The following is a 16,916-nucleotide window of genomic DNA, read 5'->3' on the forward strand; positions in this document are numbered from 1 at the left end:
CGCCGGCGCCCGGCGCAGGAAATGACCCGCGGGCCTCAGCCCGTGGTCAGCCGGAAGATGGACAGCTTCACCCCCGGCGCTTCTGCCGTTCCGGCCGGGCCGATCGTCCCTGTGAAGATGAACTGGTTCATCCAGGCATAGGGGCCGTCGGGCGCCTCGAACTGGGGCGTGGAAATATTGTAGTCGGCCGGCCAGTCGCCGTTCGGGCTGTGCCAGAGACCGCGATTGAGCACATGGATCTGCGCCCCGTCATGCGTTTCCATGAAATATTCCGCCTGGATCTCCCAATAGCCGTCTGAACGAAGGAGCTGCCAGTCGAACCCGCCCGGTATGATCTTTCCGCGTATCGACGGCCCGGAAAAATCCCCGCCGATGATCGGTACGCGGAAGCGCTTGCCGCGGATCGTCTGGCCATGCGGTATTTCCTTCTGGAGCAGCACGACGGCGTCATAGATCCACTCGGTACGCGGCGGTCTCGGCGCTGGCTGCGCGTCGGCCGCGGCCGCCAGGGAAAACGGGGCGGCGCCGGCCAGGGCCCCCGCTGTCGCTGCTCCGGAAAGAACGCCGCGTCGCGTCATGGAATCCTGCACGCCTGCCTCCTGCTTCATGCCCCCTGCACCAGCGGCCTTACCGCTCCTTGGTGGCGCTGAACCTGACCTTGGGATGGCGTTCCTGCTGATAGCCGATATCCCAGGCGCTTTTCGCCATGAAGACGATGTTGCCGTCGCGATCCTTGGCCATATTGGCGCCGTTGAACGCGACCAGGTCCCTGACGGCCGCATCATCGCCCGAAATCCAGCGCGCGGTATCGAAGGGGGAGGCCTCCAGCCCGGCCGCGACCTTATATTCCGCCTCCAGCCGTGAGATCAGCACGTCCAACTGCAACTGTCCGACCACGCCGACGATCCAGTTCGACCCGATCTCCGGATAGAAGACCTGGATCACGCCCTCTTCGGAAAGGTCGTCCAGCGCCTTGCGCAACTGCTTCGTCTTGGTCGGGTCCTTCAGCGCGACGCGCCGCAGGATTTCCGGCGCGAAGTTCGGCAGGCCGGTGAAGCGCACCCCCGCCTTCTCGCTCAGCGTATCGCCGACGCGCAACGTGCCATGGTTGGGAATGCCGATGATGTCGCCCGGAAAGGCCTCATCCGCGATCTCGCGGTCCTGTGCGAAGAAGAGGATGGGGGAATGTACCGCGATCGGCTTGCCGCTGCCGCTCGGCGTCAGCTTCATGCCCCTTTTGAACTTGCCCGAACAGAGCCGCATGAAGGCGATCCGGTCGCGATGCTGCGGGTCCATATTGGCCTGGACCTTGAAGATGAAGCCGGTGACTTCGCTGTTCTCCGGCTCGACCGGCGCGGGTTCGGCGGGCTGGGCGCGCGGGGGCGGCGCATGGGCGGCCAGCGCGTCGATCAACTCGGTCACGCCGAACAGCTTGAGCGCCGATCCGAAATAGACCGGGGTCAGGTCGCCATGGCGATAGGCGGCAAGGTCGAAATCGGCATAGCCGCCCACTGCCAGTTCGGCTTCCTCGCGCAGCCGCGCCAGCCCCTGTTCGGACAGATGCCCGGCCAGGGCGTCGTCGTCGACGCCGGAGAAGACGGCCTCCTTGCCTTCAAATTCCTTGCTCGCGCCCGAAGGCTGGCGCAGACGGTTCCTGGCGAAATCGTATATCCCCTCGAACTCGCCGCCCATGCCGACCGGCCAGCTCATCGGGCACACGTCCAGCGCCAGCGCGTCGGCCACTTCGTCGAGCAGCGCGAAGCTGTCACGTCCTTCGCGATCGACCTTGTTGATGAAGGTGATGATGGGGACGTTGCGCAGCCGGCACACCTCGAACAGCTTGCGCGTCTGCGGCTCGATGCCCTTGGCGGCGTCGATCACCATCACGGCGGAATCCACCGCGGTCAGCGTGCGGTAGGTGTCCTCGGAAAAATCCTCGTGCCCCGGCGTATCGAGCAGATTGAAGGTAATCCCGTCCCGCTCGAAGGTCATGACGGAGCTGGTCACGGAAATGCCGCGCTGCTGTTCGATCTTCATCCAGTCGGATCGCGCGCGCCGGTTCGCCCCGCGGGCCTTGACTTCCCCGGCCAGATGGATCGCACCGCCCTCCAGCAGCAGTTTCTCGGTCAGCGTGGTCTTGCCCGCGTCGGGGTGGGAGATGATGGCGAAGGTGCGGCGGGAAGGGATGGTCATGAAATTTCATTCTGTCTGGAAATGCGTCATCCCCGCGCCGGCGCCAGGCGGTCAGGCCGGGAACTGGGCCGGGGGGTCGATCCCCGCCTACGCGGGAATGAGGGAAAAGAACAGAGGCATCAGCGGTCCACCAGAGTCACGTCCATCCGGAAGGCCCGCTCCGCCCCCGGCGCCAGCCGCATGATCCCCTGCTTTTCCCAGACATCTCCCGCAAAGCCCACCAGATCGGCCATCCCCGCCCACGGCTCGACGCAGAGATAATGCGCGCCCGGCTTCTGCCACAGTCCCAGCCAGGGCGTATCGGGAAAATCGATCCTCAGACCCTTGCCGCCCAGCACGCCCCAGAACAGGCTGCGGCTCTCCAGCCGGTCCCAGATCAGCGCGTCGCCCTCGAACATCGCATGGGCAGGCGCCAGCAGATTGCCCTCGACCGGCGAGGCGATGCTCTCCCGGGCGATCAGGCCCGGTTCGTCCCCCACCTTGCGGATCGGCGCGGGTTCGGCCTTCTCGAACAGCACCCGGTGCTCCTCCGCCGCCCCGTCATAGGGCAACGGCCAGGCGAAGGCAGGATGATAGCCGAAGGAGAAGGGCAGGGCGCCCGTCCCCCGATTGACGACCGTGGCGGTCATTCGCAGCGCCGCCCCCTCCACCGCAAAGCGCATGTCCAGCCGGAAGTCGAACGGATAGACCGCCCGCGTCTCCGCATCCGCCTCCAGCCGGAAGGTCACGGCGTCCCCGCTCCGGTCGGCCACATCGAAGACCTTGCGCCGCGCAAAGCCATGCTGCGGCATGGGATAATCCCGTCCCTCGAAGCGATAGACGTCCCCGCGCGATCGCCCGACAAAGGGAAAGAGCAGCGGCGCATGGCCGGTCCACCAGCGCGGATCGGCATCGGTCATGAGTTCGCGTCCCTGCCGGTCCTTGAGCGACCAGAGCTCCGCCCCCAGCGGGTTGATGGCGGCGCTCATATCGCCCGACCCGATGGTGATGAATTCGTCCGCCATATGCCGCAATCTCCTCACCCTCCCGCATAGCGGCGATGCGGGCGCGGAACCACGCCCTATCTCAAGGGGTTGAAGAAGCAGCAGGGAGAAAATCGGATGAAATGGATCGGCGTGGTTGCGCTTCTGCTCTGTTCCACAGGCGCCTTGGCCCAGGAACAGGAGAAGAAGGACGATACGTTGAAGAAGGCGGGCAGCATCGCGACCCAGCCGGCGCGGGATGTCGGCATCGACAAGGACAAGATTCCCGACGTGCTCCAGCAGGCGGTCGAAGACCCCTATAAGCGCCCGCCCGTACGGACCTGCAAGGCGCTCAAGGACTCGCTCGATGAACTCAACCTGGTGCTTGGCCCTGATTTCACCGTGGGGCAGAAGGCGAACGAGAACCGCACCGGCAAGATCGCGGAGGCAGTCGGCAAGACGATCGTCAACTCGATCATCCCCTTCCGCGGCCTCGTGCGGGAAATCAGCGGCGCCGCGCCGGCCGAGCGTCGCCTGCAAGCCGCCGTCACGGCCGGCATAGCCCGGCGCGGCTATCTGCGCGGCTTGGCCGACGCCAAGGGGTGCAAGATCATGAGCCCGCCGCCGACGGCGGAGGAAAAGGCCGACGAGCCGAAAAAATAAGCCATAGCGCGAAGACCGCCTCCGCCAGCACCGCCACGATGTCGGCCTGAATGACGGTCGCGTCGGCCAGGTCCGGCGCGATCAGGGTCACCAGCCGGACGACCGCCTGGAGCGAGCCGCCGAACAGCAGCGCCGCGCCCAATGCGCGGGGAAACCACCGCGAGCGATAGGCCAGCAACCCGGTCAGAAGCAGGCCCAGCCCCAGAAGGATGCGCGCGACATGCTGAACCTGATCCCGCAGCAGCAGGGTCAGTTCCACCAGGGAATAGGTCTGCGCCATGCCGATGCCCGGATGCGGCGCCCCATCCAGCAGGACGATCGGCGCCATGGCGAGGATGCCGCCTGCCGCCAGCGCCGCGATGCCGATGACGGACAGCAGCGCCGCCATCCGCGCGACATGCCTCCCCACCGGCGCGAACAGCGCGTAAAGCAGCACGGTCGCCGCCAGCATGGCGCAGATCATGACCAGGTCGCTCGCCTCCGCCATGCGATAGGCCCAGGGAAAGTCCCTGATGTTCCGCGCCGTTTCCCGCCCGGAACCCGGCACGACCAGTGCGGCGCGGATCATGGCTTCCCCCACGCCGCGCGCCGCCATGCCGCCGAGAAGGAAAAGGCCGGCGAGCCGCGCTTTCCCCTCCATCCCGGCGAACAGTCTCATCCCCGCAGCGTGCCGCCCAGCTTTGCCGCCGCCTTCACCACGGCCGCGCTGATCGCGTCCAGCTCCTCCTGCGCGAAGCTCTTTTCGCCGGGTTGCAGCGTGATCTCGACGGCCAGGCTCTTCTTGCCCTCGTCCACGCCGGGGCCGACGAAGACGTCGAACAGCCGCGCGTCGACGATCGCTTTCTTGTCCGCGTTCCTGACGGCGCGGACCAGTGCGTCGGCTTCGACGGCTTCATCGACGAGGAAGGCGAAGTCGCGCTTCACCGCCTGAAGGGCAGGCGGCGCATAGGGCGCGCGCATGAAGCCGTTGGCCCGCTTGGCGGGGATCGCGTCCAGGAAGATTTCGCCCGCGACCACCGTGCCGGTCAGCCCGAACTGCCTGGCCAGGCTGGGGTGCAGCACGCCGAACTCCGCCAGCACCGTCTTCGGCCCCAGCCGCAACGTGCCCGACTGGCCCGGATGATAGGCGCCGGATGCCTCGCCGAAGCTCTGGAGATTGGCGACGGGCGCGCCCGCCGCGGCGAGCAGCGCCGTCACCTCGCCCTTGGCATCGAAGGCGGTGAAGGGCTGCGCCTTCCCCGTCTGCCAGCCTCGCGCCAGTTTCTCGCCAGCCAGCACGAAGCCGACCGTCGCCCGTTCCTTGTCCGCCTGATAGCGGCGGCCCAGTTCGAACAGCCGCACCGAAGCCGCGCCGCGATCCACGTTCCGCCGCGCCGCGGAAAGCAGGCCGGGCAGCAGCGAAGGCCGCATGACCTTCAGATCCTCCGAAATCGGATTGGCCAGGGTCCATGCTCCGCCACCGACCGCAGCGGCCTCCTTTTCCGAGATGAAGGACCAGTTGATCGCTTCGGCAAGGCCGCGCGCCGCCGCCGTCCGGCGCACGCGCCGCTCGATCGCCTGCTCCGGCGTGGCGGTCGGCTTGGCGACGCCGGGGGCGCGGGGCAGGGGGGTGGAGGGCACCTGGTCCAGCCCGACGATGCGCACGACTTCCTCGACAATGTCGGGCCAGCCGTCGACGTCGCGCCGCCAGCTCGGCACCGTCACGGTCCATGTGGCCGGGGTCGTGACCGGCACGCCATCCTGATATTCGAAGGTGGCGTCATGGCCTTCCACCGCGAAGCCCAGGCTTTCCAGGATGCGCTTCTGCTCGGCGTCCGCCACGTCGACCCCGGCCAGCGCCAGGCATTGCGCCGGATCGTAGGTCACGGTCTTCGCGACCACGGGCGGATTGCCGGCGCGCGTCGCCTCGCTGGCGCTGCCGCCGCACAGATGCGTCACCAGATAGGTCGCGATCGACAGGCCGTCGTCCAGGAAGGCGGGGTCCACCCCGCGCTCGAACCGTCCGCGGGCGTCGCTGGTCAGCCCCAGCTTCTGCCCCGTCACCGCGATCCGTTCCGGCGTGAAATAGGCGCATTCGATCAGCACGTCGGTCGTGCCGTCCTGCGCGCCCGAATGCTCGCCGCCCATGATGCCGCCAATGTCGTGCACCGCCTCGTCATCCGCGATCACGGTCATGCTGTCGTCGATGGCGTATGTCTTCCCGTTCAGCGCCAGCACCTGCTCGCCTGGCCGCCCGTGCCGCGCGACCAGCCCGCCCTTCAGCGTCGCCATGTCGTAGACATGCAGCGGCCGGCCGAGATCGATCATGATATAGTTGGTGATGTCGACCAGCGTGCTGATCGGCTTCTGCCCTATGGCCTTCAACTGCTTCGCCATCCATTCGGGCGAACTGCCGTTCTTCACGCCCCTGACCGTGCGCGCGAAGAAGGCGGGGCAGCCATCGGCATCCTCGATCCGCACGTCCGGTCCGGGTCCGGCCGCCTCGATCGTCGGCACGATCAGCGCGTTCAGCGTGCCCAGGCCCGCCGCCGCCAGATCGCGCGCGATGCCGCGCACGCCCATGCAATCCTGCCGGTTGGGCGTGATCGACACGTCGATGACCGGATCGTCCAGCCCGGCCCATTCGGCATAGACCTGTCCCACCGGCGCGTCGGCGCCAAGTTCGATGATCCCGTCATGATCCTCGCCCAGTTCCAGTTCACGGAACGAACACATCATGCCATTGGATTCGACGCCTCGAATGGCGGTCTTTTTCAGCACCATGCCATTGACCGGCACCACCGCGCCCTCAGTCCCGAACACGCCGACCAGTCCCGCCCGCGCATTGGGCGCGCCGCAGACGACCTGCAGGGCGCCGTCGCCCGCGTCCACGGTCAGCACCTGCAGCTTGTCCGCCTGCGGATGGCGTTCCGCCGTCAGCACCTTCGCAATACGGAAGGCGCCCAGCTTTTCCGCCGGATTTTCCACGCCCTCGACCTCAAGCCCGATATTGGTCAGGCCCTTGAGGATCGTCGGCAGGTCGGCATCGGTGTTGAGATGCGTCTTGAGCCAGCTCAGCGTGAACTTCATGCGCCCACTCCTCCGCTCAGCGTCGGCACGTCCAGCGCCGAAAAACCATAATGTTTCAGCCAGCGCAGATCGCCGTCGAAGAAAGCGCGCAAGTCGTTCATCCCATATTTCAGCATGGCGAGCCGGTCGACGCCGGTGCCGAAGGCAAAGCCCTGCCATTCGTCCGGATCAAGGCCGCATGCCTCGATCACCCGGCGGTTGACCATGCCGCTGCCCAGCACTTCCAGCCAACCGCCGCCCGGCGCATCGCCGTCGCCGCCGATCACCCGCTGGCCGCTCACCAGCGTATAGCCGACATCGACCTCGACCGAAGGCTCGGTAAAGGGGAAATAGCTGGGCCGCAGGCGCAGGACGATGTCGTCACGCTCGAAAAATGCCTTCAGGAAGGTTTCCAGCGTCCATTTGAGGTGGCCGAGCGTGATGCCCTTGTCGATCACCAGCCCCTCGATCTGATGGAACATCGGGGTATGCGTCGCGTCGCTGTCCGACCGATAGACCCGGCCTGGCGCGATGATGCGGATCGGCGGCGCCGCGTTCATCATCGTGCGGATCTGCACGGGGGAGGTATGGGTGCGCAGCAGCATCTTCTTCCCGGCCCCATTCTCATCGGGCCCATCCGGGAAATAGAAGGTATCATGCATCGCCCGCGCCGGATGGGTCTCCGGAATGTTGAGCGCGGTGAAATTATGCCAATCGTCCTCGATCTCCGGCCCGGTCGCGACGGAGAAGCCAAGGTCCGCGAAAATCTCCGCCAGCTCGTCCATCACCTGGCTGACCGGATGCACCGACCCCTGCGGACCCGTTTCGGCGGGCAAGGTCATGTCGATCTTTTCGGCCGCGAGCTTCGCATCGAGCGCCGCCTGCTCCAGCGCGGCCTTCCTGTCGGCCAGCGCCGCCGTCACGCTTTCGCGCAGGTCCTGGATCGGCGGTCCCTTCTCCAGCCGCTCCTCCGGGCTCATGCCGCCAAGGGTCTTGAGCAGCCCCGTCACCACGCCGCTCTTGCCCATGGCACCGACGCGCAGCGCCTCCAGCGCCTCCAGCGTATCGGCGGCGGCGATGTCGGCGATCAGGCCGGCTTTCAGATTGGCAGTCTCACTCATCACAGTCGTTCCCGCGAAGGCGGGAACCCATCTCCCGCACTATTCAAATTTCATGGCGCCCAATCGACGCCCCGACGCTCCAGAGGCTCAAAAACCGGATCAAGGGCGAGATCACGCCATTCGGGATGATCCCGCTCGATCAGGTCGATCGTCCCCTGCCTGCTCCACTTCTTGATCTGCTTCCCGCGCCGGATCGCCTCTTCCATCGAACCGCCGTTCCCGAACCACATCAGCCGGTGCACGCCGTAGTCTTTTGTGAAGCCTTCAATCAAGCCGGAACGATGCTGATGCCGCCGTTGAAGGCGATTTGACGTCCCTTCGATGCAAAGCGTGCCGTTTCATGACTGGCGCGGATGCAGGCTGTCGGATGGATTCCCGCGCACGGGAACGATGATGGCGGTCAGGCCCGCGCGCCCAGCAAGGCCCCGCCAAAGCCGATGAACATCACCCCCGTACCGCGATTGAACAGCCGCTGCCGGTTCACAGGCGCCAGCCAGCGCTTCAGCTTCATGCCGCCCAGCGCATAGACGCTGTACCAGAAGCTTTCGATCACCACGAAGCTGACCACCAGGATCGCGAGCTGCACGCTGAAGGGCCTTGCGGTATCGATGAACTGTGGAAACAGCGCGGCGGCAAAGATGATCAGCTTGGGGTTGCTGAGACCCGTCAGCAGCCCGGTCCCATAAAGCGCCCCAGCCGACTTCGCTCCAGCCCGCGTCGCGCCCACCTCGCCCGCGTCGCCCACCGGCGCTCGCCAGGCCTTGACGCCCAGCCAGATCAGATAGGCCACGCCGGCATAGCGCAGCACGTCGAACAGTCGGGGCGATGCCTTGAGCAATGCTCCCAGCCCCAGCGCCGACGCAATCAGGCAGAGCAGCACCGCACTCATCAGGCCCGCCATCGTCATCATCGCCCGTCGCGGCCCATGGTGAATGCTCTGGGTCATCACATGCAGCATGTTCGGTCCCGGCGTGGCCGAGATCAGGAAAACCGCCGTGACATACAACCACCACACATGCAGCGACATGGGACGCTCCCTTCAAGGGTGACAGAAACGAAAAGGGGCGCCGAAGGCATCTGCCCCGGCGCCCCTTTTTGGACGATCTTGCGACCGATCCGGCTCAGGCCGCGGGCAGCGCAGCCTTCGCCTGGGCGATGATGGCGCTGAACGCCTCGCCCTCGTGCATCGCGATGTCGGCCAGAACCTTGCGGTCCAGTTCCACGCCGGCCAGCTTCAGGCCATGCATGAACTGCGAATAGGTCAGGCCTTCGGCGCGGACGCCGGCGTTGATGCGCTGGATCCACAGGCCACGGAAGGTCCGCTTCTTGACCTTGCGGTCGCGATAGGCGTACTGGCCGGCCTTTTCGACGGCCTGGCGGGCGATGCGGATCGTGTTCTTGCGACGGCCATAATAGCCCTTCGCCTGATCCAGAATCCTCTTATGCTTCGCCTTGGTGGTCGTACCACGTTTTACGCGTGCCATGTGCCTCTACTCCTTACTTCAGGCCGTAGGGCGCCCAGAGGCGCACATGTGCCACGTCGGCGTCGGACATGACCGAAGTGCCGCGGTTCTGGCGGATATATTTCGCATTGTGGCTGATCAGGCGGTGACGCTTGCCAGCGACGCCGTGCTTGACCTTGCCGGAAGCGGTGAACTTGAAGCGCTTCTTCACACCGCTCTTGGTCTTGAGCTTGGGCATTTTCGTCTCCTTTTCAAAGCGCGACGATTACGAACAGCCACGGCAGCCCTAGTTAGCCGGGCGGTCCTTCCGAATATCGCGAAGGGCGGCCCATAGTCGGAAGCATTGCCGAACGCAAGCGATTCGGACCCAAAAAGGCGGATCGGCGTTCAACCGCCATGGCCGACGCCGATCCCCTCCGGCCGGACATGCCGGCAAGCGGTGCGCCGCATCCCCGTGGCACGCGCCACTATGTCCGGCGCGCGCGCGAGGGCTGGCGAAGGCTCCCCCTGCCGGCGCGCATCCTGCTCTGGATCATCGGCATATTCTTCGCGCTCTGGCTGATCCTCTTCATCACAAAGGGCCGCTTCCTCAAACATCCCTTCGAACGGATCGTCAGCAGCCGCCTGGAGCGCCCGGTTCGCGTCGGCGGCGACTTCCAGCTTTATTTCGACCCCGTCACCATCAAGTTCCGCGCCCGGCAAATGGTCATCGCCAATACGCGCTGGGCCAGCCGGCCCGCCTTTTTCCGCGCCGACCTGATCGACAGCCGCATCGCGCCGCTCAGCTTGCTGTTCGGGGACAGGTACAGACTGCGCTGGCTGGAACTGCGCAACGCCGCCGTCGATCTCGAATGGTCGCGCGACGGCAGGAGCAATACATGGACTTTCGGCGACCCCCTCAGGAAGGGTGAGCCGCTCAACCTGCCGCTGATCCGTCGCGCCGCGCTGACCGGGACGACGCTGCGCTATCGCGATCCCCGCATGCAGCTTGCCGCCGATCTGGGCTTCGAGACGGTGAAAGCGCAAGATACCCGCTTCGCCAGCGATGTGCGCTTTTCTGGTGCCGGCACGATGCGGGGCCGCCCCTTCACATTGCGCGGCGGCCTGCTCTCGCCCGATGAAATGGTGACGGGCGGCAGGAACCAGCTTGCCCTACATGCCCAGGCGGGGGCGACCGTGCTGGAGGTCAGCGGCACGCTACCCGGCGCGACGGAGATAGAGGGCGCGGACCTGCGCCTGGTCACCCACGGACCCAATCTTGCCCGGCTGTTCGATTTCCTGGGCGTGGCCATCCCCGAAACCCGCGCCTATCGGTTCACCTCCGCCCTGACCAAGGTGGATGGCGAGTGGCGCTTCACCCATCTCAAGGGCCGCTTCGGCGACAGCGATCTGGCGGGACGCATGACCGTGTCCCAGCCGGATGATCGCCTGCTGCTGAAGGCCGCCCTTGCCACCCGCAGCCTTGATATCGTCGATGTCGGTCCCTTCATCGGCTATGATCCCGAGCGGTTGGCGAAGCAGGGCAAGGCCGGCGCGATCCAGACCGTGGATGGAGCGCCGCGCGTTCTTCCCGATGCGCCGCTGCGGGTGGAGGTGCTCCGCAATTTCGATGCCCGGCTGCGCTATGACATAGGCCGCATCCGCGCCGACAATGTGCCCGTGTCCAATATCGGCCTCACCCTCTCGCTCGACCGCAGCCTGCTCACCCTGTCACCGCTGACCTTCGACATGTCGGGCGGCCATGTCAGTTCCGACATCAGCATCAACGCCCGGACACAGCCGGTTCGCACCAGTTACGACATCCGCCTGTCGCCCACGCCGATGGGCAAGCTGCTCGCCCGCTGGGGCGTCGAGGAATCGGGCACCACCGGCACGATCAAGGCGCGCGTCCAGATGACCGGCCTCGGCAACACGCTGCACGATTCGCTCAGCGCCTCCAACGGCCGCATCGCGGTCATCCTGCCGGCCGGTTCGATGTGGGCGCGCAACGTCCAGCTGTCGGAACTCGACATCGGCACCTTCATCACCAAGATGTTCCAGAGGAAGCTCAAGGACCCGGTGGAGATCAATTGCGGGCTGATCGCCTTCACCGTGCGCGACGGCGTGGCGGCCGCTGACCCGATCATCATCGACACACGAAAGAATGTGATGCTGGGCCGGGGCGGCTTTTCCTTCCGCAATGAGAGCCTGGACCTCGCCTTCCGCGCGGACGGCAAGAAGTTCAGCCTGTTTTCCGGCCAGTCACCCATCGGCATCAACGGGACGTTCGCCCGGCCCGGCATCGACGTGATCAGCCCCGAGCTGGTGGCGCGCGGCGGAGCAGCCGCCGCCCTGGGCATCGCCGCGACCCCGCTCGCCTCCGTCCTTGCCTTTGTTGATGTCGGGGACGCAAAGAGCGCCGCCTGCGGCCCGGTGCTCGCCGGCGCGACCGCGGCGGCCCAGCGCACCAAAGGCGGCAAGCCCCGCGACGATGTCGGCCACGGCACCACGGCCAAGGATGAGGCGGGCAAGGGAAACGTCCGGGAAAACAGGCGTCAGGAAAAGAAGTTTCTCGGCATCTTCTGATCATCCGCCGCGGTCCGGGAGGGGGGCACCGCGCCTCCTTGACGGACGCAGCGGCCTATCGTCACGGGCGGCAGCACGTCGTTCAGCCGCTGGCGCACGACATTGGCCCAGATGCGATATCCGGCCGGATTCATATGCACGCCGTCCGCCTGATAATTGTCGCCCAGCTTGCCATCCTTCAGCAGCGACAGGGGCCGGCGGCGCCATCCCTGACCCCATCGCCGCTGCCGGCCTGACCCGTCAGATCTTGCCATATTTGGCTTCGAAGCCGGCAACATCCCCGGCGGCGAGATATTTTGCCTGGTCGATCCACTGGTCGCGCACCGGACGGCCCTTGAAGCTGCCCAGCCTGGCGTCGATCGCGGCGATGTCGGCATCGTTCCAGCCCGCGATCTGGGCATAGCGCGTGACCCCCAGTTCGATCAGCAGCGTGTTGAGCTTGGGGCCGACCCCCTTCAGCTTCAGCAGGTCGTCGGCATCGCCGGACGGCGCGGCAGCCGCCGGTGAATCGGGGGCAGGAACCGGCGCCAAAGGTTCGACCGGCGCGGGCGCGGGCGAGGGGGCGGCCGGAGCGGCCATCGCCGGTTCGGGCGCGCTCGTCTCGACCGGCACGGAAACCGGCGGAGCGGCAACAGGCGCCGCCACCGCCACCGGCTTCGACTCGGCGGGAATGGAAGGCTCACTGGGACGGTTGCGCCCGGACAGCAGGAAAACGATGCCGATGATGACCAGCAGCGCGATCAGCAGCCACAGGCCATAGTCCATGAAGAATTCTTGCATCGCTTGTCCCTCCCTGTCTGAATTTGCCTTATTTAAGGACGGTTGAGCGCACGCCGCAAGGGGATCAGCGCTGCGCTTCCTCCCGCGCCACTTCGCGCCACCCGATGTCCCGGCGGCAGAAGCCGGTCGGGAAGGAGATGGCGTCGACCGCGCTGTAGGCGGCCTGCTGCGCCGCCTTCACCGTCGGGCCGGTCGCCGTGACGTTGAGCACGCGGCCGCCATTGGCGACGATCATGCCGTCCCGCTCTGTCGTCCCGGCGTGGAAAACCCGCGCGCCGCCGGCCTCCGCCGCATCGATGCCGGTGATCGCGCCGCCCTTGTCGGGCGTGCCGGGGTAACCGTTCGCGGCCATGACGATGGTGAGCGCGGCGCGGTCCGCCAGTTGCACCGGTCCCTGGTCCGCCAGCCTTCCTTCCGCCACGGCAAGCAGCAGCGCAACCAGATCGCCGTCGAACCGCATCATCAGCACCTGGCATTCGGGATCGCCGAAGCGGGCATTATATTCGATCAGCTTCGGCCCTTCGGCCGTCAGCATCAACCCGGCATAGAGCACGCCGCTATAGGGCGTTCCTTCGGCGGCCAGCGTGTCGACCGTGGGACGGATGATCGTCGCGATCACTTGCGCTTCCAGTTCGGGCGTCAGCACGCGGGCCGGGCTGTAGGCGCCCATGCCGCCGGTATTGGGGCCGGTGTCGCCGTCGCCCACCCGCTTGTGATCCTGTGCCGATCCGAAGGGCAATATGGCGCTGCCGTCGGTCAGGGCGAAGAAGCTGGCTTCCTCCCCCGTCATGAATTCCTCCAGCACCACTTCCTCACCCGCCGCGCCGAATGCGCCGGAAAACATGGTGTCGAGCGCCTCCAGCGCCTCCTCGCGGGTTTCCGCGATGATCACGCCCTTGCCCGCCGCCAGCCCGTCCGCCTTGATCACCACGGGCAGCGCGAAGTCGTCCAGCGCGGCGATGGCGCCGTCCTTGCTCTTGACGCGTTCATAGGCGGCGGTCGGGATGCCTGCGCGCTTGCACAGATCCTTGGTGAAGCCCTTGGACCCCTCAAGCTGCGCTGCCCTCTTGCCGGGGCCGAAGACCGGGTAGCCCTTGACCCGCAGATTGTCGGCAAGTCCGTCGACCAGCGGCGCTTCCGGGCCGATCACCACCAGGCCGATGCTGTGGCGCAGGCAGAAATCGACCACGGCGCGATGATCCGCGGCATCAAGGTCGACCAATGTCGCGTGCTGGGCTATGCCGGGATTGCCCGGCGCGGCATAAAGGGTGTCGAGCGCCGGCGATTGCGCCAGCTTCCACGCCAGAGCATGTTCGCGGCCGCCGCCGCCCAACAGAAGGATGTTCATTTCGCCCATGTCCCCGGAATATGAAGCTGGTTTCGATGTGTCGGGGCGCCTGTTAGCCGAGGAACGCTCGGGGGACAACGCGCCGCCGCTCAGCGTGAGCGAATTGTCGGGCCTGTTGAAGCGCACGGTCGAGGACCGTTTCGGCCATGTCCGCGTTCGCGGGGAGATTTCCGGCTTCAAGCGGGCTGGATCGGGGCACATCTATCTTTGCCTGAAGGACGACAATGCCGTGATCGACGGCGTGATGTGGAAGGGCGGGGCGGCACGCCTGCCCTTCGCGCCGCAGGATGGTGCGGAGGTGATAGCGACGGGCAAGCTCACCACCTATCCCGGCCGCTCCAAATATCAGATCGTGATCGAGCGGATGGAACTGGCTGGCGAAGGCGCGCTGATGGCGCTGCTGGAAAAGCTCAGGCAGAAGCTGGCGGCGGAAGGGCTGTTCGACCGGGAACGCAAGCGCCGCTTGCCGTTCATGCCCCGCGTGATCGGCGTGGTGACGTCCCCCACGGGTGCGGTGATCCGCGACATCCTGCATCGGCTGGAGGATCGATGCCCGACGCAGGTGCTGCTCTGGCCGGTGCTGGTCCAGGGGCAGGGCGCCGCCGATCAGGTGGCGCGCGCGGTGCGCGGCTTCAGCGAGATGCAGCCCGGCGGCATGGTGCCCCGGCCCGATCTGGTGATCGTGGCGCGCGGCGGCGGTTCGATCGAGGATCTGTGGAGCTTCAATGAGGAGATCGTCGTCCGCGCCGTCGCGGAATGCTCCATCCCCATCATCTCCGCCGTGGGGCATGAAACGGACACGACGCTCTGCGACTATGCCGCCGACATGCGCGCTCCCACGCCGACCGCCGCCGCCGAAATGGCCGTGCCCGTGCGGGCCGAATTGCTGGCGATGCTGACCGAACAGGGGCTTCGCATGGACCGGGCCGTGCGGCGCGGCGCGGCGCAGGCGCGAGAACGGCTGGAAATGCAGGCGCGGCTGATGCCCACGCCCGACATGCTGCTCAGCCCCCAGCGGCAGAGGCTGGACCAGTTGTCCGATGGCCTTGGCGGCGCGCTGCGGCACCGCGTGGCCGACGCGCGCGCGCATCTTGGCCAGGCGGGCGGCGCGCTGCGGCCTGCGCTGCTCCGCCAATATGTCAGCCGCGCTGCCGAGCGTGTCGACCGGTTGCGGCTGCGCCCGGATTATCTGGAGCGCGTCTATCAGGACCGGGCGACCGCCTTCGACCGGGTGTCGCGGCTCTTCACCTCGGTCGATCCCGATCTGCCGCTGCAACGCGGATTTGCGCGGGTGATGGCGGGCGACCGGCTGGTGAAATCCGTGGCGCAGGCCCAGGCGGAAGGCGTCGTCAGCCTGCACTTCCGCGATGGCGCGGTGGGCGCGAGCATCCAGGGCGGCACCCCCCTTGAGAAGCCGTCCGCGGAAGCTATATCGAGTCCGTCCCGCACCCCGCGCAAACCGCGCGAGGGCAAGGAAATCGGGCAGCAGGACCTGTTTTCCTGACGATGCCGCCGTACGAGAAAGGCCGAGTGATCCCATGCTGATGTCCAACCGCGACCGCCCGGCCCGGCTGCACTATATGGCCTACAGCTTTCGCGTCCTGCAGGCGGGCGACCATGTGGTCTGCGCCGTCAGCGGACGGAAGATCCCGCTGGACGACCTGCGTTACTGGAGCATATCGCGGCAGGAACCTTATGCCAGCGCCGAACTGTCCGCCCAGGCCGAACTGAAGGCGCGCGGATCCTAGATGAAGCGCTGGATCGTCGCGGCGGCACTGGCGGTGGCCGGCATGACGGTCGCGACGTCCGCTGCTCCCGCCGGTCCGGAACTGGTTCTGAACGGCGCCCCCATGCAGGGCGGCGCGTTGCTGGGCACGGCGCCCAGGGGCACCGTCGAACTGCGTTTCGATGACCAGCTGGTGCCGGTCGATGCCGATGGCCGCTTCCTGATCGCCTTCGATCGCGATGCCGCGCCGCAGGCCGGGCTGAGGGCGCGTCTTGCCGACGGAACCATGGTCGAGCGCACCCTGGCCGTCGCATCGCGGGATTGGCGGATCGAACAGGTCGATGCGCCGCTGCGCCCCACCAGGAACACGCAGGCCTTCCTCGCCCTGCGAAAGCCGGAGCTGGAGCAGATCGCCGCCGCTCGCCAGGAAATGACCGACGCGCAGGGCTGGCGCCAGCGGTTCATCTGGCCACGCCTTGGCCGTATCTCCGGCCTGTTCGGCGCACAGCGTATTTATCAGGGACAGCCGGGCGCCTATCATGGCGGCGTCGACATTGCGGGCGCCCCGGGCGAGCCGGTGGTGGCCCCGGCCGATGGAGTGGCGACGCTGGCGGCCGATCACCCTTTCACGCTGGAGGGCAATCTGCTGATGATCGACCATGGCCATGGATTGAACAGCGCCTTCCTGCACCTCTCGCGGATCGATGTGATTCCCGGCCAGCATGTGGTCCAGGGACAGCGCATCGGCGCGATCGGCGCCACCGGCAGGGCGACCGGACCCCATCTGCATTGGGCCATGAAGTGGAATGACGCCCGGATCGACCCGCTTCTGCTCGCCGGTCCAATGCCGCCGCAGTGAAGCAATATTTCACGGAACTATAATTTTATTCGTTCGTTTGCCGGAGCCGGAAATGTAAAATTTTGCCCGAAAACTCGGACCTGTAACAATGTTGTTAAACAGCCGTTCAATGTGAGTTTTTCGGGTTTGTGGCATAATTGCTACAGTTCAGATCAAATGCGATTTTTGACCTTCTCCCCTGCTTTACA

General features: G+C 66.4%; 18 protein-coding genes. 5 read left to right on the top strand and 13 right to left on the bottom strand.

The annotated features are described in order from the left end of the window. Window positions 1-35: 35 nt before the first annotated feature. The 3 genes from MRBLSP13_RS19405 to MRBLSP13_RS19415 form a co-directional block, all read right to left on the bottom strand. Window positions 36-608 carry a DUF3237 family protein gene (locus MRBLSP13_RS19405; protein WP_363756165.1) on the bottom strand — a complete coding sequence of 191 codons (573 nt, stop codon included), beginning with the start codon at window positions 606-608 and terminating at the stop codon, window positions 36-38. Between the two features lie 19 nt (window positions 609-627). After that, window positions 628-2,193, bottom strand: coding sequence for a peptide chain release factor 3 (locus MRBLSP13_RS19410; protein ID WP_133653222.1), 1,566 nt, complete (start codon window positions 2,191-2,193; stop codon window positions 628-630). A 119-nt stretch (window positions 2,194-2,312) separates the two neighbouring features. Further along, window positions 2,313-3,197, bottom strand: coding sequence for an aldose 1-epimerase family protein (locus MRBLSP13_RS19415; RefSeq protein ID WP_363756168.1), 885 nt, complete (start codon window positions 3,195-3,197; stop codon window positions 2,313-2,315). 96 nt (window positions 3,198-3,293) lie between these two features. Between MRBLSP13_RS19415 and MRBLSP13_RS19420 the strand changes: the two genes are divergently transcribed. Next, window positions 3,294-3,818 carry a hypothetical protein gene (locus MRBLSP13_RS19420; RefSeq protein WP_363756170.1) on the top strand — a complete coding sequence of 175 codons (525 nt, stop codon included), beginning with the start codon at window positions 3,294-3,296 and terminating at the stop codon, window positions 3,816-3,818. On the opposite strand, the gene MRBLSP13_RS19425 is transcribed toward MRBLSP13_RS19420, so the two are convergent. The 7 genes from MRBLSP13_RS19425 to rpmI form a co-directional block, all read right to left on the bottom strand. Further along, the gene (locus MRBLSP13_RS19425; protein ID WP_363756172.1) at window positions 3,766-4,476 is read right to left on the bottom strand and encodes a DUF4386 domain-containing protein; all 711 of its coding nucleotides are present in this window, start codon (window positions 4,474-4,476) and stop codon (window positions 3,766-3,768) included. The genes MRBLSP13_RS19420 and MRBLSP13_RS19425 overlap by 53 nt on opposite strands. After that, window positions 4,473-6,887, bottom strand: a complete 2,415-nt coding sequence (gene pheT, locus MRBLSP13_RS19430; RefSeq protein WP_363756174.1) for a phenylalanine--tRNA ligase subunit beta — start codon at window positions 6,885-6,887, stop codon at window positions 4,473-4,475. Before pheT ends, MRBLSP13_RS19425 begins: the two co-directional genes overlap by 4 nt. Continuing rightward, window positions 6,884-7,987, bottom strand: a complete 1,104-nt coding sequence (pheS, locus tag MRBLSP13_RS19435; RefSeq protein ID WP_363737912.1) for a phenylalanine--tRNA ligase subunit alpha — start codon at window positions 7,985-7,987, stop codon at window positions 6,884-6,886. Before pheS ends, pheT begins: the two co-directional genes overlap by 4 nt. Before the next feature lie 50 nt (window positions 7,988-8,037). Next, window positions 8,038-8,259 carry a hypothetical protein gene (locus tag MRBLSP13_RS19440; RefSeq protein ID WP_363756176.1) on the bottom strand — a complete coding sequence of 74 codons (222 nt, stop codon included), beginning with the start codon at window positions 8,257-8,259 and terminating at the stop codon, window positions 8,038-8,040. A 128-nt stretch (window positions 8,260-8,387) separates the two neighbouring features. Then, window positions 8,388-9,014: a LysE family translocator gene (locus tag MRBLSP13_RS19445; protein ID WP_363737915.1), complete on the bottom strand. Its 627-nt coding sequence runs from the start codon at window positions 9,012-9,014 to the stop codon at window positions 8,388-8,390. A 94-nt stretch (window positions 9,015-9,108) separates the two neighbouring features. Continuing rightward, the gene (rplT, locus tag MRBLSP13_RS19450; protein WP_007689504.1) at window positions 9,109-9,471 is read right to left on the bottom strand and encodes a 50S ribosomal protein L20; all 363 of its coding nucleotides are present in this window, start codon (window positions 9,469-9,471) and stop codon (window positions 9,109-9,111) included. 13 nt (window positions 9,472-9,484) lie between these two features. Next, the gene (gene rpmI / locus MRBLSP13_RS19455) at window positions 9,485-9,688 is read right to left on the bottom strand and encodes a 50S ribosomal protein L35 (protein WP_007689506.1); all 204 of its coding nucleotides are present in this window, start codon (window positions 9,686-9,688) and stop codon (window positions 9,485-9,487) included. 158 nt (window positions 9,689-9,846) lie between these two features. On the opposite strand from rpmI, the gene MRBLSP13_RS19460 reads away from it, so the two are divergent. After that, the gene (locus MRBLSP13_RS19460) at window positions 9,847-12,015 is read left to right on the top strand and encodes an AsmA family protein (RefSeq protein ID WP_363756178.1); all 2,169 of its coding nucleotides are present in this window, start codon (window positions 9,847-9,849) and stop codon (window positions 12,013-12,015) included. Here MRBLSP13_RS19460 and MRBLSP13_RS19465 read toward each other — a convergent pair. From MRBLSP13_RS19465 to purD, 3 genes are all read right to left on the bottom strand, one after another. Continuing rightward, window positions 11,985-12,269, bottom strand: coding sequence for a hypothetical protein (locus MRBLSP13_RS19465; protein WP_363756180.1), 285 nt, complete (start codon window positions 12,267-12,269; stop codon window positions 11,985-11,987). The genes MRBLSP13_RS19460 and MRBLSP13_RS19465 overlap by 31 nt on opposite strands. Further along, entirely contained in the window at window positions 12,256-12,795 is a 540-nt protein-coding gene (locus tag MRBLSP13_RS19470; RefSeq protein ID WP_363737921.1) for a hypothetical protein, read from the bottom strand. The genes MRBLSP13_RS19465 and MRBLSP13_RS19470 overlap by 14 nt, the downstream gene beginning before the upstream one ends. Before the next feature lie 64 nt (window positions 12,796-12,859). Further along, window positions 12,860-14,143 (bottom strand): phosphoribosylamine--glycine ligase, encoded by a 1,284-nt coding sequence (gene purD / locus MRBLSP13_RS19475; RefSeq protein ID WP_363737923.1) that lies wholly within the window; start codon window positions 14,141-14,143, stop codon window positions 12,860-12,862. Window positions 14,144-14,150: 7 nt separating this feature from the next. On the opposite strand from purD, the gene xseA reads away from it, so the two are divergent. The 3 genes from xseA to MRBLSP13_RS19490 are packed head-to-tail and all read left to right on the top strand — an operon-like array spanning window position 14,151 to window position 16,728. Beyond that, window positions 14,151-15,647 carry an exodeoxyribonuclease VII large subunit gene (xseA, locus tag MRBLSP13_RS19480; RefSeq protein ID WP_363737924.1) on the top strand — a complete coding sequence of 499 codons (1,497 nt, stop codon included), beginning with the start codon at window positions 14,151-14,153 and terminating at the stop codon, window positions 15,645-15,647. Between the two features lie 34 nt (window positions 15,648-15,681). Next, a complete protein-coding gene (locus MRBLSP13_RS19485; RefSeq protein ID WP_363737926.1) occupies window positions 15,682-15,891 on the top strand; it encodes a DUF2093 domain-containing protein in 210 nt (69 codons plus the stop codon). Continuing rightward, a complete protein-coding gene (locus MRBLSP13_RS19490) occupies window positions 15,892-16,728 on the top strand; it encodes a M23 family metallopeptidase (RefSeq protein ID WP_363737928.1) in 837 nt (278 codons plus the stop codon). The last annotated feature ends 188 nt before the right edge of the window (window positions 16,729-16,916 follow it).

The sequence above is a fragment of the Sphingobium sp. LSP13-1-1.1 genome (assembly GCF_040676415.1).
Classification (GTDB): Bacteria; Pseudomonadota; Alphaproteobacteria; order Sphingomonadales; family Sphingomonadaceae; genus Sphingobium.

What these genes read in the sequence shown, in the direction of transcription:
- MRBLSP13_RS19410 (WP_133653222.1), bottom strand. Translation starts at nt 2,193, where the DNA reads ATGACCATCCCTTCCCGCCGCACCTTCGCCATCATCTCCCACCCCGAC.
- MRBLSP13_RS19420 (WP_363756170.1), top strand. Translation starts at nt 3,294, where the DNA reads ATGAAATGGATCGGCGTGGTTGCGCTTCTGCTCTGTTCCACAGGCGCC.
- xseA (WP_363737924.1), top strand. Translation starts at nt 14,151, where the DNA reads ATGTCCCCGGAATATGAAGCTGGTTTCGATGTGTCGGGGCGCCTGTTA.
- MRBLSP13_RS19465 (WP_363756180.1), bottom strand. Translation starts at nt 12,269, where the DNA reads ATGGCAAGATCTGACGGGTCAGGCCGGCAGCGGCGATGGGGTCAGGGA.
- pheT (WP_363756174.1), bottom strand. Translation starts at nt 6,887, where the DNA reads ATGAAGTTCACGCTGAGCTGGCTCAAGACGCATCTCAACACCGATGCC.
- MRBLSP13_RS19415 (WP_363756168.1), bottom strand. Translation starts at nt 3,197, where the DNA reads ATGGCGGACGAATTCATCACCATCGGGTCGGGCGATATGAGCGCCGCC.
- MRBLSP13_RS19405 (WP_363756165.1), bottom strand. Translation starts at nt 608, where the DNA reads ATGAAGCAGGAGGCAGGCGTGCAGGATTCCATGACGCGACGCGGCGTT.
- pheS (WP_363737912.1), bottom strand. Translation starts at nt 7,987, where the DNA reads ATGAGTGAGACTGCCAATCTGAAAGCCGGCCTGATCGCCGACATCGCC.
- rpmI (WP_007689506.1), bottom strand. Translation starts at nt 9,688, where the DNA reads ATGCCCAAGCTCAAGACCAAGAGCGGTGTGAAGAAGCGCTTCAAGTTC.
- MRBLSP13_RS19460 (WP_363756178.1), top strand. Translation starts at nt 9,847, where the DNA reads ATGGCCGACGCCGATCCCCTCCGGCCGGACATGCCGGCAAGCGGTGCG.
- rplT (WP_007689504.1), bottom strand. Translation starts at nt 9,471, where the DNA reads ATGGCACGCGTAAAACGTGGTACGACCACCAAGGCGAAGCATAAGAGG.
- MRBLSP13_RS19470 (WP_363737921.1), bottom strand. Translation starts at nt 12,795, where the DNA reads ATGCAAGAATTCTTCATGGACTATGGCCTGTGGCTGCTGATCGCGCTG.
- MRBLSP13_RS19490 (WP_363737928.1), top strand. Translation starts at nt 15,892, where the DNA reads ATGAAGCGCTGGATCGTCGCGGCGGCACTGGCGGTGGCCGGCATGACG.
- purD (WP_363737923.1), bottom strand. Translation starts at nt 14,143, where the DNA reads ATGAACATCCTTCTGTTGGGCGGCGGCGGCCGCGAACATGCTCTGGCG.
- MRBLSP13_RS19485 (WP_363737926.1), top strand. Translation starts at nt 15,682, where the DNA reads ATGCTGATGTCCAACCGCGACCGCCCGGCCCGGCTGCACTATATGGCC.
- MRBLSP13_RS19445 (WP_363737915.1), bottom strand. Translation starts at nt 9,014, where the DNA reads ATGTCGCTGCATGTGTGGTGGTTGTATGTCACGGCGGTTTTCCTGATC.
- MRBLSP13_RS19425 (WP_363756172.1), bottom strand. Translation starts at nt 4,476, where the DNA reads ATGAGACTGTTCGCCGGGATGGAGGGGAAAGCGCGGCTCGCCGGCCTT.